At 44.1% G+C, this 22,214-nt stretch carries 18 protein-coding genes; 7 read left to right on the forward strand and 11 right to left on the reverse strand.

Annotated elements, in window-relative coordinates; all coding sequences use genetic code 11:
- Positions 1–18: 18 nt before the first annotated feature.
- The 3 genes from secDF to QEP08_RS08360 form a co-directional block, all read right to left on the reverse strand.
- Positions 19–2,988 (reverse strand): protein translocase subunit SecDF, encoded by a 2,970-nt coding sequence (secDF, locus tag QEP08_RS08350; RefSeq protein ID WP_285057269.1) that lies wholly within the window; start codon positions 2,986–2,988, stop codon positions 19–21.
- 154 nt (positions 2,989–3,142) lie between these two features.
- On the reverse strand, positions 3,143–3,628 hold the full coding sequence (locus QEP08_RS08355; protein WP_285057270.1) for a dihydrofolate reductase: 486 nt from the start codon (positions 3,626–3,628) through the stop codon (positions 3,143–3,145).
- A complete protein-coding gene (locus QEP08_RS08360; RefSeq protein ID WP_285057271.1) occupies positions 3,625–4,419 on the reverse strand; it encodes a thymidylate synthase in 795 nt (264 codons plus the stop codon). Before QEP08_RS08360 ends, QEP08_RS08355 begins: the two co-directional genes overlap by 4 nt.
- A 342-nt stretch (positions 4,420–4,761) precedes the next feature.
- On the opposite strand from QEP08_RS08360, the gene ispE reads away from it, so the two are divergent.
- The 3 genes from ispE to QEP08_RS08375 all read left to right on the forward strand — a co-directional run bounded on the left by ispE (position 4,762) and on the right by QEP08_RS08375 (position 7,326).
- Positions 4,762–5,565, forward strand: a complete 804-nt coding sequence (ispE, locus tag QEP08_RS08365) for a 4-(cytidine 5'-diphospho)-2-C-methyl-D-erythritol kinase (RefSeq protein ID WP_285057272.1) — start codon at positions 4,762–4,764, stop codon at positions 5,563–5,565.
- Between the two features lie 115 nt (positions 5,566–5,680).
- Positions 5,681–6,106, forward strand: coding sequence for an OsmC family protein (locus QEP08_RS08370; RefSeq protein ID WP_285057273.1), 426 nt, complete (start codon positions 5,681–5,683; stop codon positions 6,104–6,106).
- A 53-nt stretch (positions 6,107–6,159) separates the two neighbouring features.
- Positions 6,160–7,326 carry a trans-sulfuration enzyme family protein gene (locus QEP08_RS08375; protein ID WP_285058349.1) on the forward strand — a complete coding sequence of 389 codons (1,167 nt, stop codon included), beginning with the start codon at positions 6,160–6,162 and terminating at the stop codon, positions 7,324–7,326.
- Positions 7,327–7,340: 14 nt separating this feature from the next.
- Here QEP08_RS08375 and QEP08_RS08380 read toward each other — a convergent pair whose 3' ends face one another.
- The 5 genes from QEP08_RS08380 to tgt all read right to left on the reverse strand — a co-directional run bounded on the left by QEP08_RS08380 (position 7,341) and on the right by tgt (position 14,029).
- Positions 7,341–7,637, reverse strand: coding sequence for a LapA family protein (locus tag QEP08_RS08380; protein ID WP_285057274.1), 297 nt, complete (start codon positions 7,635–7,637; stop codon positions 7,341–7,343).
- Positions 7,638–7,695: 58 nt separating this feature from the next.
- Complete coding sequence (locus QEP08_RS08385) at positions 7,696–10,362, reverse strand: TolB-like translocation protein (RefSeq protein WP_285057275.1); 2,667 nt, start codon at positions 10,360–10,362, stop codon at positions 7,696–7,698.
- Positions 10,363–10,903: 541 nt separating this feature from the next.
- Complete coding sequence (locus QEP08_RS08390; RefSeq protein ID WP_285057276.1) at positions 10,904–11,794, reverse strand: DMT family transporter; 891 nt, start codon at positions 11,792–11,794, stop codon at positions 10,904–10,906.
- Complete coding sequence (locus tag QEP08_RS08395; RefSeq protein ID WP_285057277.1) at positions 11,795–12,898, reverse strand: LptF/LptG family permease; 1,104 nt, start codon at positions 12,896–12,898, stop codon at positions 11,795–11,797.
- On the reverse strand, positions 12,899–14,029 hold the full coding sequence (gene tgt, locus QEP08_RS08400; RefSeq protein ID WP_285057278.1) for a tRNA guanosine(34) transglycosylase Tgt: 1,131 nt from the start codon (positions 14,027–14,029) through the stop codon (positions 12,899–12,901).
- 232 nt (positions 14,030–14,261) lie between these two features.
- Here tgt and QEP08_RS08405 point away from each other — a divergent pair, with 232 nt between their 5' ends.
- Together QEP08_RS08405 and rsmG are read left to right on the forward strand one after the other, a co-directional pair.
- On the forward strand, positions 14,262–15,281 hold the full coding sequence (locus QEP08_RS08405) for a glycosyltransferase (protein WP_285057279.1): 1,020 nt from the start codon (positions 14,262–14,264) through the stop codon (positions 15,279–15,281).
- Positions 15,272–15,904 carry a 16S rRNA (guanine(527)-N(7))-methyltransferase RsmG gene (gene rsmG / locus QEP08_RS08410; protein WP_285057280.1) on the forward strand — a complete coding sequence of 211 codons (633 nt, stop codon included), beginning with the start codon at positions 15,272–15,274 and terminating at the stop codon, positions 15,902–15,904. The genes QEP08_RS08405 and rsmG overlap by 10 nt, the downstream gene beginning before the upstream one ends.
- An 18-nt stretch (positions 15,905–15,922) precedes the next feature.
- Here rsmG and QEP08_RS08415 read toward each other — a convergent pair whose 3' ends face one another.
- Entirely contained in the window at positions 15,923–17,638 is a 1,716-nt protein-coding gene (locus QEP08_RS08415; RefSeq protein ID WP_285057281.1) for a M56 family metallopeptidase, read from the reverse strand.
- Positions 17,635–18,006: a BlaI/MecI/CopY family transcriptional regulator gene (locus QEP08_RS08420; RefSeq protein ID WP_285057282.1), complete on the reverse strand. Its 372-nt coding sequence runs from the start codon at positions 18,004–18,006 to the stop codon at positions 17,635–17,637. Before QEP08_RS08420 ends, QEP08_RS08415 begins: the two co-directional genes overlap by 4 nt.
- A 159-nt stretch (positions 18,007–18,165) precedes the next feature.
- Between QEP08_RS08420 and dprA the strand changes: the two genes are divergently transcribed.
- A complete protein-coding gene (gene dprA, locus QEP08_RS08425; RefSeq protein ID WP_285057283.1) occupies positions 18,166–19,257 on the forward strand; it encodes a DNA-processing protein DprA in 1,092 nt (363 codons plus the stop codon).
- Positions 19,258–19,410: 153 nt separating this feature from the next.
- On the forward strand, positions 19,411–20,772 hold the full coding sequence (locus tag QEP08_RS08430; protein ID WP_285057284.1) for a pyridoxal-phosphate dependent enzyme: 1,362 nt from the start codon (positions 19,411–19,413) through the stop codon (positions 20,770–20,772).
- A 90-nt stretch (positions 20,773–20,862) separates the two neighbouring features.
- Here QEP08_RS08430 and murA read toward each other — a convergent pair whose 3' ends face one another.
- Positions 20,863–22,188, reverse strand: a complete 1,326-nt coding sequence (gene murA, locus QEP08_RS08435; protein ID WP_285057285.1) for a UDP-N-acetylglucosamine 1-carboxyvinyltransferase — start codon at positions 22,186–22,188, stop codon at positions 20,863–20,865.
- Positions 22,189–22,214: the final 26 nt, after the last annotated feature.

A 22,214-nucleotide genomic window follows, 5' to 3' on the forward strand; every position in this document is an offset into this window, starting at 1 on the left:
AAGAAGCCTTTAAAACTCTTATTTGTAAACCTGATCTTCTCTTTTGCGCGTAAACTCCACCACAAATGGGGTTGCTACGAACAATGATGAATAAGTACCGAAGATTACACCAATTAGCATTGCAAACGAAAACCCTCTCAGGATATCGCCACCGAAGAAGAACAATACCAATAATGCAAGCATCACACACAATCCCGTAACTACGGTCCGGTTTAGCGTGCTGTTCAGTGCATTGTTTACAATGGTAGGCATATCTTCGTTTTTGTGACGGCTTTGCCCCAGGTATTCCCTTACACGGTCAAATACAACAACCGTATCGTTCATAGAATAACCCATTACGGTTAGAATTGCCGCAATGAACTGTTGGTCAATGTCCAGGGAGAATGGCAGCCAGCCATTGAATATAGAGAAGATCGCCAGCAATACCAGCACGTCATGAGATAATGCAATCACCGCTGCCAGGCCAAACTGAACATTTTTAAACCGGATCACGATATAAATAAATACTGCAACGATGGCAAGTAATACTGCCCATATCGCAGAGGTTTTAATGTCATTGGCCATTGTCGGGCCGATCTTCTGGGCATCCTTAATCTGATACGGGTTTTTTAAACTTTTCAGACCGGCGGCCAGTTTTTGTTCCACCTGGTCATCAATGTTTTCATCGGTTTGGTCTATCAGATAAGAAGTAGTGATCCTGACCTGATTACCGATCCCAAAAGTTTTCACCTCCGGCGCCTGGCCAAACTCGTCATCCAGCGCATCTCTCACCTCAATTGTGCTGATGTCTTTTTCAAACTGAACCACATACGCACGTCCACCTTTAAAATCCACACCCAGACTAAATCCTTTAGTAAAGATGGAAATGATACCTGCTATAATGATGACAGATGAGAAAATATAAAACTTACGGCGGCCACTTACAAAATTAAAGTTCGAGTCTTTAAAAATGTTTGCGGTAAAAGGAATTGAGAAAGATATCTTACCATCTTTTTTCAGTAAGCCTTCGAATACCAGACGGGTGATGAAGATCGATGTGAAAAGAGACGTAATGATACCGAGTACCAATGTAGTAGCAAAACCCTTGATCGGTCCTGTACCCAGGTAGAATAAAATAATACCTGTTATTAAGGTTACAATATTAGAATCAATGATTGCAGAATATGCATTACTATAACCATCGGCAATTGCCTGACGGACAGCCTTACCGGCTGCCAGCTCTTCCTTGATACGCTCATAGATCAATACGTTGGCATCTACTGCCATACCGATAGTCAATACCAGACCGGCAATACCAGGCAGGGTCCACACGGCTCCTAATGAGGTCATGGCACCGATCAGGAAGAATAAATTGGTCACCAAAGCGATATTGGCAACCCAACCAGCTTTACTGTAATAAATGGCCATGAAGATCAGTACTACGACCAAGCCGACAATAGATGAGATCAGACCACTGTTGATAGACTCCTGACCAAGGGTTGGGCCCACCACATATTCACCAACGATGTGCGCAGGCACAGGTAATTTACCAGCCTTTAACACATTGGCCAAATCTTTGGTTTCCTCTGGTTTGAAGTTTCCGGAGATCTGGGAAACACCACCCGGAATTTCTCCATTCACCGATGGTGCGGAATAGACCTGATTATCCAGTACAATTGCAATAGCACCTTTGGCCGCAAAAGCCTCAGCAGTCATTTTTTTCCATTTGGCAGCACCTTCACCAGTCATATACATGGTAACCTCGGGCTTGTTGTCTTCGCTGCTAAAATCGTCACGTGCATTGCTTACTGCTTCTCCACCAAGATCCGGTTTTCCGTCAAGGGAAGTTACTTTTATTGCATACAGTTCAAAAATCTTGCTGGTATTTGCAACACCCAGGTCAGCAGGTTTTACACCCCACATAAACTTATAGGTCTGAGGGATGATGGATGCAATTTCCGGCCTTTTGAAGAATGCGTTTACTTTAGCTGTATCTTTTTGAGCAACCCAACCCACAACTGGTCCCGGACGCAAAGATTGCTGTCCGTTTTCCGCTGTAAAAGAAGGAGGGGTTAGCACGGCAAACAAAGGATTGGATTTTGTCTGCTCCAGTATTTTGGCGGTAGCTGACGTATCTTTAGTATCTTTTGCTTTAGCCAGCCCTGCCAGTTTACTTTCTGATTTAGCAGCAGTATCCGCCGCACCTTTAGCAACAGCTGCAGTATCAGTGCTTTTCAATGAAGCGGCAAGTGTCCTGTTGATGTTATCCATAATCGGATACACTTCCTCGTTATTGTAAACATGCCAGAATTGCAGCTCCGCAGAGCCGGACAACAATTTACGTACACGTTGTTTGGCACTTTCGTCAACACCGGGCAATTCGATCAGGATACGGTTTGTGCCTTCCTGCTTTTGCATATTCGGGCTCACCACTCCGAATCCATCAATACGGCTGCGGATGATGATAAATGAACGGTCTATCGCGTTATCTGCTTCTTTCGTAAGGAAATCTTTTACTTCTTTGTTAGTGGCATTTGGTTTTAAAACTGAAGCGTTATCCTGGTTTGAAAAATAATCAGCCAGTTTTCCGTTTGGATTTATTTTTTCAAACTCATTTACAAAAGCAGAAATAAAATCTTTACCGCCGGCACTGGTCTGTGCCTGTGCGTTTTTTATTGCAAGGTTTAAATTGGCGTCATCAGATTCGTTTGCCAGTGATTTAACCAGGTTCGCCAACGATATCTCCATCGTTACGTTCATACCACCCCTAAGGTCAAGTCCAAGGTTGATCTCTTTTTCTTTACAAAACTGATAGTTGAATCCCAAAAGCGGATAAACCGGTACAGTGGCCATAGAGTCTAAATAAGCTTTTTCCTTATTTGGATCGCCTTTGGCAAAAGCCTTTGCGTCTTTTTCAACCTTTGAAGTAACAAAGTTGAATGAGAGAGAATACACACAGACAATACCCAGTAGTATTGCCAGAAATTTAATAAAACCTTTACCCTGCATTTGTTTGTAGTTATTAGTCTATATCAGCTATATCTGTTTTTTAACAAGTCGGCAAATCTAATTATTTTTTTAAATAATAGGCCACGTTATGAATTTTTTATTATGGAACTCAAAACTATTCGCGCCGGCAAATGTTTGGTAATGTTTGGCTGTGCTAAACACGCTCCAATGTGGAGAATGTGAAGGCCACACTGTTAACTTCGTCTGGCTCATGCCGTTCCGAAGCTGTTTCCTTCCATAGGTTATGATTTATCCCGGGGAAATAAGCGTCAGCCTCATAGGACTGGTGTACGGTAGTCAGATAAATACGGTCTGTTTTTTCCATCGCGAGTTTATAGATCTCGGCGCCGCCTACTATAAAAACCTCTTCCTCACCGGCGCAGAGCGCCAGGGCCTCATCTATTGTATTGACAACTTCTGCCCCCTCAATCTTCAGATCTCCGGACCGGGTGATCACAATGTTGCGCCGGTGCGGCAGCGGCTTTCCAATAGAATCAAAGGTCTTGCGGCCCATGATGACCGTATGTCCTTTGGTGATCGTTTTGAAATGTTTCAGGTCTGTAGGGAGGTACCATAGCAGCTCGTTGTCTTTTCCTATGGCATTGTTTTCAGCGATGGCTACTACTATACTGACCATCATACTGCTACTGCTCCTTTAATGTGCGGGTGCGGATCGTAACCTTTCAAAGTGAAATCTTCAAATTTGAAATCAAAAATGCCCTTTACCTCAGGATTGATCTCCATGACCGGAAGCACTTTGGGCTCACGGCTCAGTTGCAGCTTTGCCTGCTCGATGTGGTTGTTGTACAAATGTGCGTCACCAAGCGTGTGGATGAAATCTCCATACTGCAGGCCACATACCTGGGCGACCATCATGGTCAGCAGTGCATAAGAAGCAATATTAAAAGGTACACCTAAAAATATATCAGCACTTCTTTGGTAAAGCTGGCAGCTCAGTTTGCCGTCAGCCACATAAAACTGAAAAAAAGCATGGCAGGGCGGCAGGGCCATATTGTCAACTTCCGCAACATTCCAGGCAGAAACGATGATCCGTCTGGAATCGGGGTTATTTCTAATGGTATCAACAATCTTGGTAATCTGATCAATGTGTCCGCCGTCAGGCCTGGGCCATGAGCGCCATTGAGAGCCGTATACAGGTCCTAGGTTACCATCTTCATCTGCCCATTCGTCCCAGATCCTTACTCCGTTATCTTTTAAATATTTGATATTGGTGTCACCGCTCAAAAACCAGATGAGTTCATGAATGATCGATTTTAGATGCAGCTTTTTTGTAGTCACCATCGGAAAGCCGTCCTGCAGGTTAAACCGCATCTGGTATCCGAATACGCTGATAGTGCCTGTTCCGGTACGGTCGTGTTTTTGCGTGCCCTGGTCCAGCACGTGCTGCATTAAATCTAAATATTGCTTCATTGAAATACTAAAAAAATGTTTTTGTCCACGTATACAAAAGTACGGAATATCTTCGAGAACTTCATCGGGTACGCCCTGCTTTTACTTTGCTGCTTATATGCTTCCGATTGCACTTCGTGCCCGCCGGAAGACCTGGTAGCCGTCTCTGAAAGGTTAGAAGGTTCAGGGGACCATTCAACCCCCTAGAGACCCCTTTGAAGAAATTGTGAAGAATTCATAAAGATAAGGTGTCATAAAGGAGTCTTATCAACAGCAGAAAGCATTAGAAAATCAACCGCAAATGCATTGGTCTTAAGACGACCTTTTCGTAAGTTTGGCAGATTAAACAAAATCAGGTCATTTATGCTCGCATTTGCCAATGCCAAAATTAACCTTGGCCTTCATATTACTGAAAAAAGACCCGATGGTTACCACAACCTGGAAACTGTATTTTACCCGGTAAAGATCTATGATGTGGTCGAACTCACCGATGCAGAGCAGAACAGCTGCGGGGTCAGGGGAACCGATATTCCCGGAGACGCCCGGGACAACATTTGTATTAAAGCTTTTCAGGTATTGCAACAGGATTTTGCTTTGCCTCCGCAAAAGATTACTTTATTGAAAAATATTCCTGTTGGGGCCGGGCTTGGCGGCGGTTCTTCTGATGCTGCTTTTCTGATTAAACTGGTCAATGATAAATTTGGGTTGGGCTTGTCTGTCCCGCAAATGGAGGATTATGCCAGGGCACTGGGGGCTGACTGTGCTTTTTTTATCCAAAACAGACCGGTGTATGCCTTTGGCAGGGGCGATCAGTTTGCGCCCCTCGACATAGATTTGTCAAATTATTACCTCGTATTGGTGAAACCGCCCGTACATGTGTCTACTGCAGCTGCTTACCTTGGAATTACACCTTCAATTTCTAGTACTTCGCTGAAAGATTTAATACATTTGCCTTTGGAAAACTGGAAAACGGATCTGAAGAATGATTTTGAGGGGCCTGTTTTTATGAAATATCCGGAAACAGAACAGATTAAAACCAGGCTTTATGATGCAGGTGCTGTGTATGCGGCGATGAGCGGAAGCGGTTCATCTGTATTCGGGATCTTTAGATCCGCGATCAGGCTGACTGATCTGGAAAAGGAAAATCAGGTTTTTTATAACGTTTAGGAACACTATAATGTGTGTTTACCTCAGCTACTCTGTCATGAAGGCACCTGCAACGAAGGACGGAAAACATAGGTGATAACAGAACAACGCAAGAAATAACATTGAACTAGCAATAATGGAAATCAATTTAGTACGTAAAAGCGGCAAATTTAATTTTGAAGCGGAGAATTCATCAGGTTTTAAAGTAGAGCTGGATGCCAAGGAAGCCATAGGCGGTACGGGCAAAGGTTTCAGGCCAATGGAAATGCTGTTGGTAGGCCTCGGTGGTTGCAGCGGGATCGATATGGTCAATGTGCTGACCAAGCAAAAGGAACCGCTGGATGATCTGAAGATCAGCATTAAGGCCACGCGAAAAGAGGAAGAGATGCCGCCGATTTTTGACGTCATCGATATTCATTTTGACCTTTACGGGGAGCTGAGTGCGCAAAAAGTGGAGCGGGCTTTGGCTTTGACCTTTGACAAATACTGCTCAGTGTCCAATATTCTGGGCCGTTCAGCGCAATTGAACTTTACTTATACAATTAACAATAGCAGCAAATAGCACCGCGTGTGTTAGCTCGATACTTGATACTTAATATTTTGATACAAAATAAAATGCAGGAAGAGAATTTTGAAACCCTGGCCATCCGTTTACAGGCCGAAAGAAGCCATTATAAAGAGCATTCTGTGCCCTTGTACCTTACCTCAAGTTACAAATTTGACGATGCTGAAGAAATGCGGGCCCTGTTTGCCAATGAAAAAGAAGGCAATGTGTACAGCCGCTATGCCAATCCGAATACTGACGAGCTGATCGAAAAGATGGCGGTTTTGGAGGGTGCGGAAACAGGCTGGGCTACCGCAAGCGGAATGGCTGCGATCTTCACTACTTTTGCAACTTTCCTGAAATCGGGAGACCATGTGTTGTCGAGCCGTTCTGTATTTGGTTCTACGCACCAGCTGCTCAACAATATTTTTGCCAAATGGGGCATTACATACGACTACGCTGACCTGGATAAACCGGACCAGTGGGAAAATGGCATTAAGGAAAATACGAAAATCATCTTTGTGGAGACTCCTTCCAATCCGGGAATTGATATTATTGACCTGGAGTGGCTGGGTAAGCTGGCTAAAAGGCACAATGTGCTGCTGGTCATTGACAATTGCTTCGCGACACCTTACCTTCAGCAGCCAATAAAGCTGGGCGCAGATATTTCTATCCATTCAGCTACCAAGTTCATCGACGGACAAGGACGTACACTGGGCGGGATCATTTTAGGTTCAGCTGTATTGATGAAAGAAATAGAGGGTTTTGCAAGACACAGCGGACCGGCGATGTCACCGTTTAATGCCTGGTTGTTGTCCAAAAGCCTGGAGACACTTGCCGTGCGTATGGACAGACATTGCGAAAATGCGCTGAAAGTCGCTGAGTTTTTAGAGGGTCATGCAAAGATCAAGCGTGTGATGTATCCTTTTCTGCCTTCACATCCGCAATATGCCATCGCTAAAAAGCAGATGAAACAGGGTGGCGGTATTGTTACACTAGTTATTGAAGGGGGTGTTGCTGCGGCAAGCAGCTTTATGGACAAACTGAAAATGTTTTCGATCTCCGCGAATCTGGGAGACACCAGATCTATTGCCACGCACCCGGCCACGAGCACACATTCAAAATTGACTGAGGAACAACGATTGGAAGTAGGAATAGAGCAAGGTACTGTGCGGTTGTCTATCGGCCTGGAACACATCGATGATATCCTCGGTGATATTAAACAAGCTTTAGATTAATTCAGCCTGAACCGTTACCTGATGTAGTCTCGGTCTTCATCACTCAGCTCATTTTTAGGGCTGTAATCTTTTTGACGGTCCTCAGGGTAATCCCGGGGACCGTTTTTGTCATACGTGCTTACTGTAGTGCGGGGCCGGCCGGCCAGAAAGCCAAGTATAAATCCCACAAGGGTACATACACCGACGATCACCAATTTGGAAATATCCTTCTTTACAAAAATAAAGTCAAAGGATACAGGATCTGTATTGACCATCAGGAAAATGGTGATCAGTACTGTAAATATGATAATGAAAATGGTTTTTGCGCTCATGTTTACCAGAGGTTAGTTTTTGGATTGACTCGTTTCTTAATTGGATTGGCTGATTTCTTTAAAAGCTGTAATTGAAAATTAATTCTAATATAGGATTTTGGTTGTACACTTTGTTTACAAAAACAAATCTTCCGCCGACATCTACCAATGGCATGTAACGGAGCAAGTGCATGCTGCTGCGCAATTCAAAACCAAAGGTTTTAGGTTCTGCGAGGTTTGTTTCTGTACCGATGTTTTCATAGTGGCAAAACAGGCTGGCCCTCAGGTTTCTGATATAAGCAACCGGTCCCAGCTCAGCATCCGGAAATGCAAAGGGAAAGCGGTAATTGAACAACAGGGTGTTGTTTAGTCCGCTTTTTGCTTTGATGTTATTGTAGCCGTAGACCGTGTTGATCTCCTGATCAAACCTTCGGATTCCTGTTGCGGTCTGGTAATTGAAGTTGGCCAGGAAGGAATGATTTCTAGCCAGGCCCGGAAAATAAAGGAACCCCTCGGCAGCAAAGAGGCGGCCGCCCAGCTGGCTGTCAAATGGCTGGTGCACGTAGACAAATCTCAGTGTCTGTGCCCATCGCGGGGCGATATCTCTCTGTGCAAGCCTCGTGGTATGGGTAAAGGTCATATTGTATTCCATGGGAAAGATCACCGTTTTGATGAAATTGGATGGAAGGTTCTCTGCATCGTACCGCTGGGTATAACTGGTCAGGGTATTGAATGAAAAGTTGTAGGAATGGTTGAGGGCGTTGATGCTCAATGGAACCGAGGCCTGCAGCTGTATGTTATTTTCACGCCAGTCGCCCTGCTGTATGCCTGTCTTGCTGTTGTAAAATGTGCGGCGGGGCCTGTTTCTGTAAGTGGCCCTAAGGATCGGGTAGAGGGCTTTGTAGGAGACGCCGGCGTTGTATTCAAAACGGTTGAGGTCACGGTAGTAGTCGGCCCCGGCAAAAAGGTCGAAGGTGTTGAGCAGGTTATTGGACCGGAACTGTATTCCGCCCCTGTACTCGTTTTCTATAACCGGGATGACGCTGTGCAGATTGAACAGGTTGCCAAAAGTACGGTAGGGTTTGGAGGCATAGCTGCTGTCGGGAATATTGCTGAACACGCTGCCTGTGTTTTCCTGTGTTTCTGCTGCGGCACCAAAATATACAAAATTCCCCGGATATCCAGGTGCCGCCGTGAACCCCTCAGGATTCTGTTTATCCGTTTTGGTTTCAGCAATTTCATAACCGTTAACACCGTAATTGCTGAACAGGAATGACTGCTGGCCCGTTCCGGCATTCGGACTGATATTCTGCGCGCCGTATTTAGAGGCGCTCAGGGCGCTTATCTTTTTGGAGACGGTGTCGATATGGTAAATGTTGTCAATTCCGTTGTAGTGGGCATTAAAAGCTATTCCCTGCTGAAAATAAACAGGCCTGCTCAGTTGCTGCCGGCTTTCCGCGATCAGCTGTCGGATACTGTCCGTTCTCTCGGTTGTCCACAGCGCCTTGCCCTGTTCGCTAACGCTGATGTAGGTGATGTGGCTGCCGCTGGGATCATAGGCAGGGGTCTGAAGGATCAGGTTTTCCGGGTTGGGGATCGTATTTATTATTTTTCCAGTTCCGGCGTCGAGCTCTACCAGGTTACATTTGTTGCTCAGGTCAAATTTTACAGCAACGATCTTTTTTTCATCTGCGGACAGGGAAGGGGAAAAGAGGCGGCTCCTGCCGGTCAGCTTTTTTGTCTTCCGGGTTTTCAGGTCGTAAGAGCAGATTACGCTGTAGCTTCTTTGCTTGTATCTGGGGTCGTACCTGGTCTCGTCCCATACAATGGTATTCCCTGCATAACTGAACCATGGTTGTTCCTGTTCTGCGATGCCGCAAAGGCGACGCTCATTCTTGTTGCTGTCGATGATCACAAAATGATCTGTCTCCGCTTTGCTTTGCTTTAGGGCAAGGATCCGGCCGTCAGCAAGCCTGACCGGCAGAAAGTAGCTGGTGGCAATGTTTGCTTTCTTGTTAAGGACAGGGTAGGATTGAGACGTTGTGTTTTGGTCCTGCTGCATCCACTCCTTTTTGAGGAGGGCTGTTGTTTTATCAAACCATGCTTTCGTTCCGGAACCAGTATATTTTTTCAGACTGTTCGAAAAAGGGTAAAGTCTGAGTGGCCTTTTCCGGATGTCGGTCAGCACGCTGTCGAAGATATTTTTTCCATACTGGCTGCGGATACCGGAAGCCATCAGGTAGCCGAGCTGGTAGTAGCCTGGTGTGACATCTTTGTCAGATCCGAAATAGGCTTTGGAGTACGGGATTTTTTTGCCATCAAGCAAGCTGGCCCGGTACGGCATGATCCATGAAGGCTGTCTTCCGCGGCCTGAGTTTGTCAGTGCTGTTTCGATACTGACCGCATCGCCTTCAAAGAACCAGATCGGGATGCTTATCCCGAACCAGGCGAAGTAAATATCTTCCGGAAAAGGATGGGCTTTTCCGCCGGTCAGCTTGTCAAACTGGGCGACGTGCCGGAGCTCGTGAACAGCGAGATTGTTGAGCCAGTCCTGACTGTCAAATTGCTGGGGTGGGGTGGTGTAGAATTCCGACTTTTTCGGGGCCAGCTGGACGAACCCGTTGGCCACTACTCCGCGGTTTTGGAGTACGATCGGAATGCTGGTTTTCCGGATGCTTAAACTACTGCCTGCATGGGGGTAAATGAGGGGCAGGGTATTTGCCATTCTTTGCGCCTCTTTTTCCATTTCGTCCGGATAGATCAGACGGAATCCGGCTGACTCGATCTGACGCCATTTTACACTAAGTGGATTTTGTCCGGTACTAAAAATCTGTGAAAAAGCTATATGTGAAATTAAACTTAAGTTTATTGTTGTTAAAATGCTGAATAACAGTTTATTATTATGTTTTAAAAATGCCATTACGGGAATATGCTAAAATAATTAGTATTGCTTGCCTGATAAAGTGTAATTTATATTTTTTTGTAATTTAAATAATTGCATATAAATAATTGATTTTTAATTTTTTATGTAAATAATGTAAAGAACTTTTAGTGCTTGTTTTTTGGCTTTTTTAATAGCTAAGTTTCGGTTTTTATTTCTCGGGTGATTATAAGCAGGTCAGGCCTATTAATCTGCTATTAAGATACACTATTTATGTTCAAAATAAAGAAAAAAATTAGGCTGTTTTTTTTAAAGTGTATGCAGATCAACTATTTTTTTTCGCTGGATTTTCTGCTGTTTTTAATGGAAATTCTCTCCCCTGCCCTGCTAAAAAAGAGCGGCAGTACTACTGTAAATTCTTTCTTTTTTTGTAGATCGGATACAGAAAAACAGCACCTAAAATCAGGGCAGTACCGATATAAAATCCAGCGGACATTGCCTCTTTAGTGCCGAAGAAAATGAAGGCCAGAAGGATGCCGTATACCGGCTCAAGATTGGTGATGAGCGCCACCCGGAATGCCGACAAAGTACGCATCACAGAGACGCCGGCAACGTAGGCAAGAGCAGTACATATGGTACCGAGAACGCCCAGGTAAATCCAGTCTTTCAGACTAAGATTAAATGTCTCATTCATGAGGTCATGATCCAGAAAACGATAGCCGGTGATCCAGATAAAAGCTCCGGTAATCTCGTAAAATCCAATGATCTTCGGGTCGCTTTTTTGGACTAAGGTAGAGTTTATCGTGGCAAATAAACTGGAGGCAAGTGCCGACGTGAGTCCGAAAATAATACCCAGGGTATACTGCGATTCGAATTTAAAGATGAGATAAATGCCCAGAATAATGACCAGCCCGATGAGTACATCTGGTATCAGGATGCGCTGTTTTTTGATCAGCGGTTCAAGTATTGCGGTGAAAAGTGTGAATGAGGACAGGCATACCAGTGTCACTGAAACAGTTGAAACCTTGATGGCGTGAAAGAAGAGGATCCAGTGCAGCGCAACTATACCTCCGGTAAAGAAGAACTGCAGAAATTGCTTTTTGCTGATTCTAAGGCTGGTTTTGGTAAACAGGAAATAGGCAAATAAAGTGATTCCCGCGATCATCACACGATACCAGACCATTTGTACAGCGTTGATGGAAATAAGTGCGCCCAGAATGCCTGTAAAGCCCCATATAAAAACTGTAAAATGTAAGATCAGCAGGTTTTTATTGATTGAGGGCTGGCTGTTGCTCATTTATTTTGGCGCTTTTTTGAGCAAATATAAGCCCAAAAGACCAAAGAAAAGTGTCGGTGCAATAACAGCAAAAAAAGGAGATGCACCCCCCCTTAAGGAGAACATCTTGGCAAATTGATTAAATACGATATAGCCAAAACTCAGTAGTATACCTATCCCAAGCGGTAAACCGACACCTCCGCGTACCTTCCTTGAGGACAGCGCAACACCGATCAGTGTGAGTACAAAGGCAGACAGAGGGTGTAAATAACGCTTATATTGCTCAAAAAGAAGGTCGTTCATAATACCTGTACCCCTGATCTTTTCCTTACGGATCTTTTCAGACAATAACTTGTTGCTCATGTTCTCAAATATATTATCATACGCAGAGAAGTCATCAGGACGCATGTCCAGGATGGTGTCCTTGGTTTTGCCGGTACCATTTACCATCGTCTCTTTCAGCCCGTTCACATACCTGATGGAGTAATTGGTAATCTTCCAGGTCCGTTTTAGAGAATCCCATTTGATTTCATCTGCGACCAGCTTTTTAGTGAGTTCATCACCCTTAAAGTTGTCGAGGGTAAACTTTGTCCCGACCTTGGTCTTGTTGTCAAAATAATCCATATAGATATAGGTCTTTTCGTCCAGCTTCATATGGATGTCCCTTTTGCTGGGAGAAGTATTTTTCTTTACATAGCTGTTTTCAAAGCTGTTTTTCAGCTGATTGGTATAAGGCAGGATGTAAAGATTGGAGGCAAGGTTGACGACAAAAATAATAAACGCTGATACGAAATAGGGCATCAGAAACCTATTGAAGCTTACACCGCCGCTCAAAATGGGTACAATTTCCGTCTGGTCAGCCATTTTTGCGGTAAAGAAGATTACCGCAATAAAATTGATCAGTGGAGAGAGCATGTTTACATAAAAGGGAATGGATCCTGCGTAATACAGGGTGACGACCTGCCAAAAAGTAAGGTTGGCGCTTAGAAAGTCGTCCAGCTTCTCAGAAAGGTCAAATATGATGATGATGATGACAAACAGCGTCAATGTATACAGGAACGTGCCCAAATACTTGCTGATGATGTACCAGTCGATGATCTTTATCCTGCCCCTGATGAAATTCATTTATAATTTATTGCCTAATATAGTCACCATTTTGTTTTTCCAGGCGTAAAATTCACCATTGATGATCTTTTCGCGTGCTTCTTTGACCAGCCACAAGTAAAAGTGGAGGTTGTGCAGGGTGGCTATCTGTGCGCCCAGCATTTCTTTGGAATGCATCAGATGCCTCAAATAAGCTTTGGAATAAACCTGGTCTGCAAACAGATCACTCTCTGCATCAATAGGCGAGAGGTCGTCAGCCCACTTTTTATTGGTAATGTTAATCATACCATTCCTGGTAAAGAGCATCCCGTTCCTGGCATTCCTGGTAGGCATGACACAATCAAACATATCTACACCCAGGGCGATATTTTCCAGGATGTTGACCGGTGTACCCACGCCCATAAGGTAACGTGGTTTTTCTTCCGGCAGTATGTCGCAAACGACTTCGGTCATCCCATACATCTCTTCGGCGGGTTCGCCTACTGACAAGCCGCCTATGGCATTGCCCTCGCGACCCATCGAAGCGATGAATTCTGCGGATTTTACCCTGAGGTCTTTGTAAACAGAACCCTGTACGATAGGAAAAAGAGTTTGGTTGTAGCCATATTTAGGTTCGGTTCCGTCAAATCTTGTACAACAGCGTTTTAACCAGCGGTGAGTCATGTTGATGGAGTTTGCCGCGTATTTATAGTCACATGGATATGGTGTACATTCATCAAAAGCCATAATAATATCAGCCCCGATGGTGCGCTGGATGTCCATGGCATATTCCGGAGTAAATAAATGTTTTGACCCGTCAATGTGGGAGTGGAAAGTAACGCCTTCTTCTTTGATCTTGCGCACTTTACTTAAAGAATAGACCTGATAACCTCCGCTGTCGGTAAGGATCGGCCCGTCCCAGCCAATGAATTTATGCAGTCCGCCTGCCCGTTCCAGGATATCTAATCCCGGTCTGAGGTACAGGTGGTAGGTATTGCCCAGGATGATCCGGGCCTCGATATCTTCCTTTAATTCCCGCTGATGTACGGCTTTAACCGTTCCGGCTGTGCCTACGGGCATGAATATAGGTGTTTGTATCTGGCCGTGATCTGTGGTAATTGTTCCCGCCCTGGCTTTGGAATGGATATCTTTTGCCTCTAAAGTAAAGTTCATATAGTGCGCTCCCTCAAAAAATCTGGCCAAAAGTAGCAAAAAACCAGCTATTTAAGTGCTAAATTTTTTATCAACATAAATCGACATTACAGATTAAAAATGAGAAATTTGCGCCCTACTAAATGACACCGTGGAACTAACCCTAATAGAGAATTGCCTGCTGGGCTGTTTAATTTTTTGCTTTTTAATACAGCTATATTTTGTCCTTTTTGTTCATCTGAGGCTGTCGCTGATGAGAATTGAGGTACCCGATAACGGTACCGCCAGACCTTTGAGTGTTGTCATTTGCGCGCGCAATGAAGCACTGAATCTCAGAGAATATCTTTCTGTCGTATTGGAACAGGACTATCCGGCATATGAAGTTGTAGTGGTCAATGACAGGTCATGGGATGGTACAGAAGAAGTGCTGAAGGATTTCGGAACACGGTATAAACACCTCAAAATCGTGAACATTGCAGATGGGGAGAAATTCATAGCGGGAAAGAAATTTGCAGTGACGATGGGCATCAAGGCGGCTCAATATGAATGGCTTGTGTTTACAGATGCAGATTGTATGCCCGCATCAGCAAACTGGCTGAAAGGCATGCAACAGCCAGCAAACGAGCAAACTGAATTTATACTGGGATATTCACCGTACCTCAAAAGAAAGGGGATTTTAAATGCGCTGATCCGTTTTGAAACTTTCTTTACTGCAGTCAACTACCTTTCATTTGCGCTTAAAGGCATGCCTTATATGGGCGTAGGGCGGAACATGGCCTACAAAAAATCAGTGTTTTTCAAAAATAAAGGCTTTGCGGCGCACATGCACATTCCATCCGGAGATGATGATCTTTTTGTGAATGCCAATGCCGGCAAGCGCAACACCGAAATCCGCATTCACAAAGATACCCAGGTCTGGAGTGAACCAGATACTAGTTTCGGGGCTTACCTCAGACAAAAAAAGAGACATTTTGGTGCGGGTAAACTATACAAGGGCAAACATAAGTTCATCCTTTCCTGCCAGATCGTTTTCCAGTTTCTGTTCTACGCATTCTTAATTGCCCTGATGTTTTTTAAACCTGCTATGTACATTGCACTGGGGATCTTTGCTTTGAGCATCATGATCAGGTGTTTTGTTTATCCGCGCCTGCTGAAACGCCTGAGTTATGGGGGGTTGAGCATCTGGTTTCCCTTGCTGGATATCCTGTTGTTCATTTTTCTGGTGTTTAATGGCATAGTATCTATATTTGTTAAAAAAGTACAGTGGAAATAAAGTCAGCATTAATACAAAAATACTTTGAAGGGTTAACTGAGCAGCAGGTCAGACAGTTTGATCAGTTGTATGACCTGTATAGCTTCTGGAATTCACAGATCAATGTAATCTCCAGGAAGGATATTGATGAGTTGTATGAGCGCCATATTTTACATTCTCTGGGAATCGCGAAGTTCTGCAGTTTCAAAGCGGGTACAAAGATCCTGGATGTGGGAACGGGCGGTGGCTTTCCCGGTATTCCATTGGCCATTCTTTTTCCGGAGGTGGAGTTCCACCTGGTTGATTCTATCGGAAAAAAGATTAAAGTAGTGACTGAAGTGGCCGCTGCTTTAGGACTTAAAAATGTAAAAGCCAGTCATTTGCGCGCGGAGCAGATTGCAGATAAGTATGATTTCGTGGTATCAAGAGCGGTGACCAGGCTGATCGATTTCTATCCCTGGATCAAAGGCAAGTTTATTAAAGAATCTAAAAATGCGATTGCTAACGGGATACTATATCTTAAAGGGGGAGACTTAAAGGAGGAGATTGTTGAATCACGACTAAAAGCGGAACTATATCCGCTTTCAGCTTACTTTGAAGAAGCCTTTTTTGAAACTAAATTTGTGGTGTATATTCCTCAGTAAATTGAATTGTTTTTGTTATTAGTCTTTTTTAACAGGTTTAATTACTTCTTTTTCTTTTTCGACATACTCGATTTTTACCTCTTTCTGGTCTGATTTCACTTTTTCAACTGCCTTTTCAGGCTTCTCAGAGATCTGGTAACTAAAAGTCGTGGTTGCATTTTTATCTTTATTCGCATTGATTCTTACTTGTTTAATCCCTTCCATGTCTGCATTTACAGCCTTCGCTTCCTTTATGGAATAGCTATAAACTTTTTTCGGCTCTGCAGCTTCTACCGCTTTAATGACCTCTTCTTTTGTATTCTTACCCTCAAATTTTACAGCTGTGGATTTGACTTTTGCTTTAGGCGGCGCAGGTGGCGGCGGTGGCGGAGCAAGTTTTACATCAGCAGGCGGAACGGGAGGTGGCGGTGGAGGAACATCTTTTGTAACTATTGGCGGCGGAAACTTGATTTTCGCTGTCTTTGGTTTTTGTGGAACTGGTGGTGGGAAAGTTACCTTTTTTGCTTGCTGATCCGGTGCAGGGGTTACCCGCTGTTTTTTAACCGGCCTCGGTGGCGGGAATTTTATGGTAATCCCGGCATTTTTACCGGTAAATTCCAGTGCACCTTTGCTTGCACGTTTTCCATATTTTGCTACAGCTTCACTACTGTTCAGTTCTTTCACCTCATCGTAGCCGGAAACAGAACTGAAATTTTGTGCCTTGGATACCTTGCCGTTAATTACGATCAGTTTGACGGGACGATCGTTTCCTGTATCGGCATCATAGACGCTTTCAATCGGATAGGTTTTTTTCTTTTCCTGTTTGGGTTCCTGAAGCATGACGGGAATTACCAACGGAGTTTTCCTGGCATAGAGGTCCACGAAGGCATAGTCTTTGGCAAAACCCAGAGTTGAGGCGCAAAGCATCCCTCCGGTGAGCGGGATTACATACAGGAGCCGGAGCCTGGCCCGTCCTGCAGATCTTTTTTGGTTTAACATGCTGATTCTGTTTTTTAGTATGGATTGGTTGAACATTTGGCTGGTGAGCGGGTTGGAGGATGATCCGAATGAGTTATTGATGAGGAACAGGGCATAATCATGTTTGACGAGACCTTGTTTGGTGGTGGCTTCGTCGGCGATGTATTCGTGAACAAGTTTAATATCCTTTCTGATCAGCCAGCAGATGGGGTTGAACCAATTGCAGATCAGCAGGATTTCAAAAAACAGGACATCCAGACTATGTTTTTGATGGATATGGATCATTTCGTGTTGTAAAATGAGGTGCTGTTTGTCCGTACCGGGATTGATGAACAGCAGGTTAAAAAATGAAAATGCAGTGTCTGACTTGCTGAAATGCACCTGTACAATGCCGTCCTTATGTGTTTTATCTGCACTGGCTGCCATTCGGAATATCCCGTAGAGACTGCTAGCCAGGCGAAAAAGGAAGAATGCGGCTACCAGAAGATAACAGGTAATGAAGACATCTTCTAAAGAATAAACCGGGGCTGTGTTGACGACCGGTATCAGTTCTCCGGAATATCGGACCGTAACCGGGATCTGGTCATGGACAGGGTGGAACAGGCTGTTCAGGTAGCTGATCTGGAACATAGGGAGCAAAAATGCCAGCACTGAAGTAGCCAGGAGGTAATATCTGTTAAGCTCATAGAACGTTTCTTTGTGCAAAAACAAACGATAAAACCCATAAAATACAGCCAGATACAGGTTGGCTTCCAGTAAATAATATAGCCAGTTCATGATTCCTTGTTTTTAAGTTTTTCCGCCAGTTTGATCAGTTCATCCAGCTCGTCCATGTCCATATTCTTTTCCTTTACCAGAAAGGAAACAAGGCTCTGGTAAGAGTTTTCAAAATAATTGTTCATGACTTTGTCAAAGGCAAAGTGCTTATATTGTTCCTCGGAGATGACCGGAAAGTAGATGTGTGTATTTCCGACGGCCTTATGATCAATAAAGCCTTTGCCCTCCAGTACCCTGATCACAGTCGACACGGTATTGTAAGCGGGTTTCGGCGGCGTCATCCGGTCTATTACATCTTTAACCAGACCCTCTTTCATTTCCCATAAAATGAGCATGATCTGCTCTTCTGCTTTTGTAAGTTCTCTCATTCTGTATACCAAATTATTTACGTTAATTAAAGTTACTACTATTTTTATAGTTTACAAACTATTTTTGTAGTTTATTATTAATGTGTTGATTATGAGTGGTGTAAAATAATTTCAATTGCCGAATTAACGCAGTTTACTGGGATTTATATAATTTAGCCTATGAGTATCAGACACCAAATAGCCCTTACATTTATCAATTCTGTAGGGCATGTACATGCCAAAAACCTCCTGGACCACTTTGGTTCTGCCGAGGCCGTATTTACTGCAAGCCCTGCAGCGCTGATGGAAGTGCCTGGAATAGGGAATGTCATCGCGGGGGAAATCCTAAAAACTAATGCACTGAAACTGGCTGATGAGCAGCTGAGTTTTATAGAAAGGCACAATGTTCAGGTGCTTTTCTACACCGATGAAGCCTATCCGCACCGGCTTAGAAATTGTTTTGACGCACCAGTCCTGCTGTATTATAAAGGGAATGCGGATTTGAACCACCCCAGGATCATCAGCATAGTGGGTACGCGGAAGGCAACCGAATATGGCAGGCAGCTGTGTAAACAGCTTTGTGAGGCCTTAGCAGCTTACGATGTTTTGGTAGTCAGTGGTCTGGCCTATGGCATTGACGTGGCAGCCCATAAGGAAAGCCTTCACCAGAATATTCCTACTGTAGGTGTCCTGGCGCATGGTCTGGAAAGAATTTATCCGCCACTGCACCAGCCCATAGCCCAAAAAATGGTACTGAACGGAGGACTGCTTACAGAATTCCCGCTGAACACCATTCCTATAAAAGAGAATTTTCCTCAGCGCAACCGCATTATTGCCGGGCTTTCAGACGCAACTATCGTCATAGAAGCCGCTGCAAAAGGCGGGGCCCTCATTACCGCTGAGATTGCAAATTCCTACAACAGGGACGTATACGCTTTTCCAGGGAGAACAACAGATACCAGTTCCCAGGGCTGTAATTTTCTGATCAGAACAAACAGGGCGGGACTGATCAGCAATGCTAAAGACCTGATCTATAACCTCGGCTGGGAAGAGACTCTGCAACATAAAAAAGCCGGGCAGCGGCAAATGCCGATCGGCTTATCTGCCGAGGAACAGAGAATAGTTGAACTGTTAAAAATGTCCCCTGTCCGGATAGACGAGTTGTCCATACAGTGCGGATTGTCGCAGAGCCAGCTGGCTATGCATTTGTTAAGCCTTGAAATGCAGGGGATTCTGGTGTCTTTACCAGGGAAGGTCTATCAATTGAATTAGAATATTTTTTATACACCTATATAATAGATTGTTTGTAAGTCTATTGATATAATAGAATAAAATATTATTTTGTTTGTGGTGTAAATTCAATATTATGTTTTAATTATTGAATTATAAATAGAATTCCAATCTCCAATTTGTATTTTTGTGTCTATGTGGTACAATAACATTTTGGAGACCATCGGCAATACGCCATTGGTAAAATTGAACAGTATAACAAAGGAAATTCCTGCAACTGTACTCGCCAAGATTGAAACGACCAATCCTGGAAACTCTATCAAAGACCGCATGGCGGTGAAGATGATAGAAGATGCAGAGCGCAGCGGAAAGCTGAAACCCGGAGGCACAATTATAGAGGGGACTTCCGGAAATACAGGTATGGGGCTTGCAATGGCGGCCATTGTCAAAGGCTATAAATGTATATTCACAACAACTGATAAGCAATCTAAAGAAAAGGTGGACGCTTTAAGGGCATTTGGCGCCGAGGTGATCGTATGCCCTACCAATGTTAATCCGGAAGATCCGCGTTCCTATTATTCGGTTTCTTCACGCCTGGAAAGGGAAGTCCCCAATTCCTGGAAACCCAATCAATATGATAATCTCGCCAATACACAGGCGCATTATGAACAGACCGGACCGGAAATCTGGGCACAAACCGAAGGAAAGATCACTCACCTGGTAGTAGGGGTAGGCACCGGGGGTACCATCTCGGGTACCGGAAAATATTTAAAGGAACAAAACCCCAATATCAAAGTGTGGGGAATCGATACTTACGGATCTGTATTCAAGAAATATAAGGAAACCGGCATTCTGGATAAGAATGAAATCTATCCCTACATCACCGAGGGAATCGGAGAGGATTTCTTACCAAAGAACGTTGATTTTGATGTCATAGATCTTTTTGAAAAAGTAACGGATAAAGATGCTGCACTGATGACCCGTGAGATTGCACGGAAGGAAGGCATTTTTGTAGGCAATTCTGCGGGGTCTGCGGTTGCCGGCCTGTTGCAGCTGAAAGATAAACTGAAGCCGGAAGACGTGGTTGTCATCATTTTCCATGATCATGGCAGCAGATATATGGGTAAAATGTACAATGAAGACTGGCTCAGGGAAAGGGGCTTTCTGAAAGATGAAAAATTGACCGCTGCCGCTATCATTTCCAAAAAGGACAGCACAGAAATCGTCACCATTGACTGCGAAAAGACAATACTGGAGGCCATAAATACCATGCACATGCTCAATATTTCGCAGATACCCGTTACCCAGAAAGAGATGGTTGTCGGCAAACTTGCTGAAGGAGATATTTTGAAAGCATTGATGGAAAATCCTTCCCTGAAATCAGCAAAAGTGGAGGAGATCATGACCAGCGGATTTCCTTTTGTAGATCTGAATACGTCTATCGATAAGATTTCCGCCCTGATCAATAAAGAAAACAGTGCGGTATTGGTGGAAGATGTAAGCGGGAAGATTGAGATCATCACACAATACGACATCATCAATGCCATTTCAGGCTGATATAAGATAAAAACCGAGACAAAAACCACTACTAAAACAAAGAAAGCCCCGATCCGGGGCTTTTCTTTTATCATTATTTCGTATTTTCAGTTAATGACTCGGTGCGGAAGCTTCTACACGCTTGATCTGTGCCCCCAATGCACGCAGGCGGATGTCAATGTCCTGATAACCGCGCTCAATTTGCTCGATATTGAAGATGGTGGATTTTCCTTCGGCAGATAATGCTGCAATCAATAAGGAAACCCCGGCACGGATGTCAGGAGAGGTCATGCTGATGCCCCTCAGTTTATATTGTTTATCGATGCCATTTACAGTAGCCCTGTGCGGATCACAAAGAATAATCTGCGCACCCATATCGATGAGTTTATCAACAAAAAACAGCCTGCTCTCAAACATCTTCTGATGGATCAATACATTTCCTTTGGCCTGGGTAGCCACCACAAGCACGATACTTAGCAGGTCCGGCGTGAAGCCCGGCCATGGGGAATCAGCAATAGTGAGCATAGAACCATCGATAAATGACTCGATCACATAGTGTTTTTGAGAAGGAATGTAAATGTCGTCACCCCGCAGTTCAAACTTGATGCCCAGCTTTCTAAATACATTCGGGATGATCCCCAGCTCAGCATAACATACATTTTTGATGGTGATTTCAGATTCTGTCATGGCAGCAAGGCCGATGAAAGAACCGATCTCGATCATATCGGGCAACATCCTGTGTTCTGTACCACCCAGTTTTTCTACTCCTTCAATGGTCAGTAAGTTAGAACCTATACCGGAGATCTTAGCGCCCATGCGGTTCAGCATTTTGCACAACTGCTGCAGGTAGGGCTCGCATGCCGCGTTATAGATGGTGGTGATGCCTTTGGCCAGCACAGCAGCCATGACAATGTTGGCTGTACCCGTCACAGAAGCCTCATCCAGAAGGATATAAGTACCTTTTAAATTGGTGGCATCGACATTAAAAAACTCCTTTTTGGAGTCGTATATAAATTTGGCACCGAGCTTCTCAAAGCCTAAGAAATGGGTGTCCAGTCTTCTTCTTCCTATTTTGTCACCACCCGGTTTAGGAATGGCGGCAGTACCGAAACGGCCTAAAAGAGGGCCGACAATCATGATAGATCCCCTTAGGCCACCCCCTTTTGCCTTAAAGGTATCAGAAAGGAAAAACTTCAGGTCAATATTCCTGGCTTCAAAGGAATAAGTGTCTTTTGAAAGGCGTTCAACCGTAACGCCCATATCGCCAAGCAGTTCAATCAGTTTGTTTACATCCTTAATGTCAGGGATATTACTGATGGTGATTTTCTGGTCAGTCAATAAAACGGCAGCGATGATCTGCAAAGCTTCATTTTTTGCCCCCTGGGGATGAATTTCACCTTTCAGTTTTTTTCCACCAATGATTTCAAATGCATTCATATTAATAATAAGGATCTAATTAAATA

It is taken from the genome of Pedobacter ginsengisoli, from assembly GCF_030244015.1.
GTDB lineage: Bacteria > Bacteroidota > Bacteroidia > Sphingobacteriales > Sphingobacteriaceae > Pedobacter > Pedobacter ginsengisoli.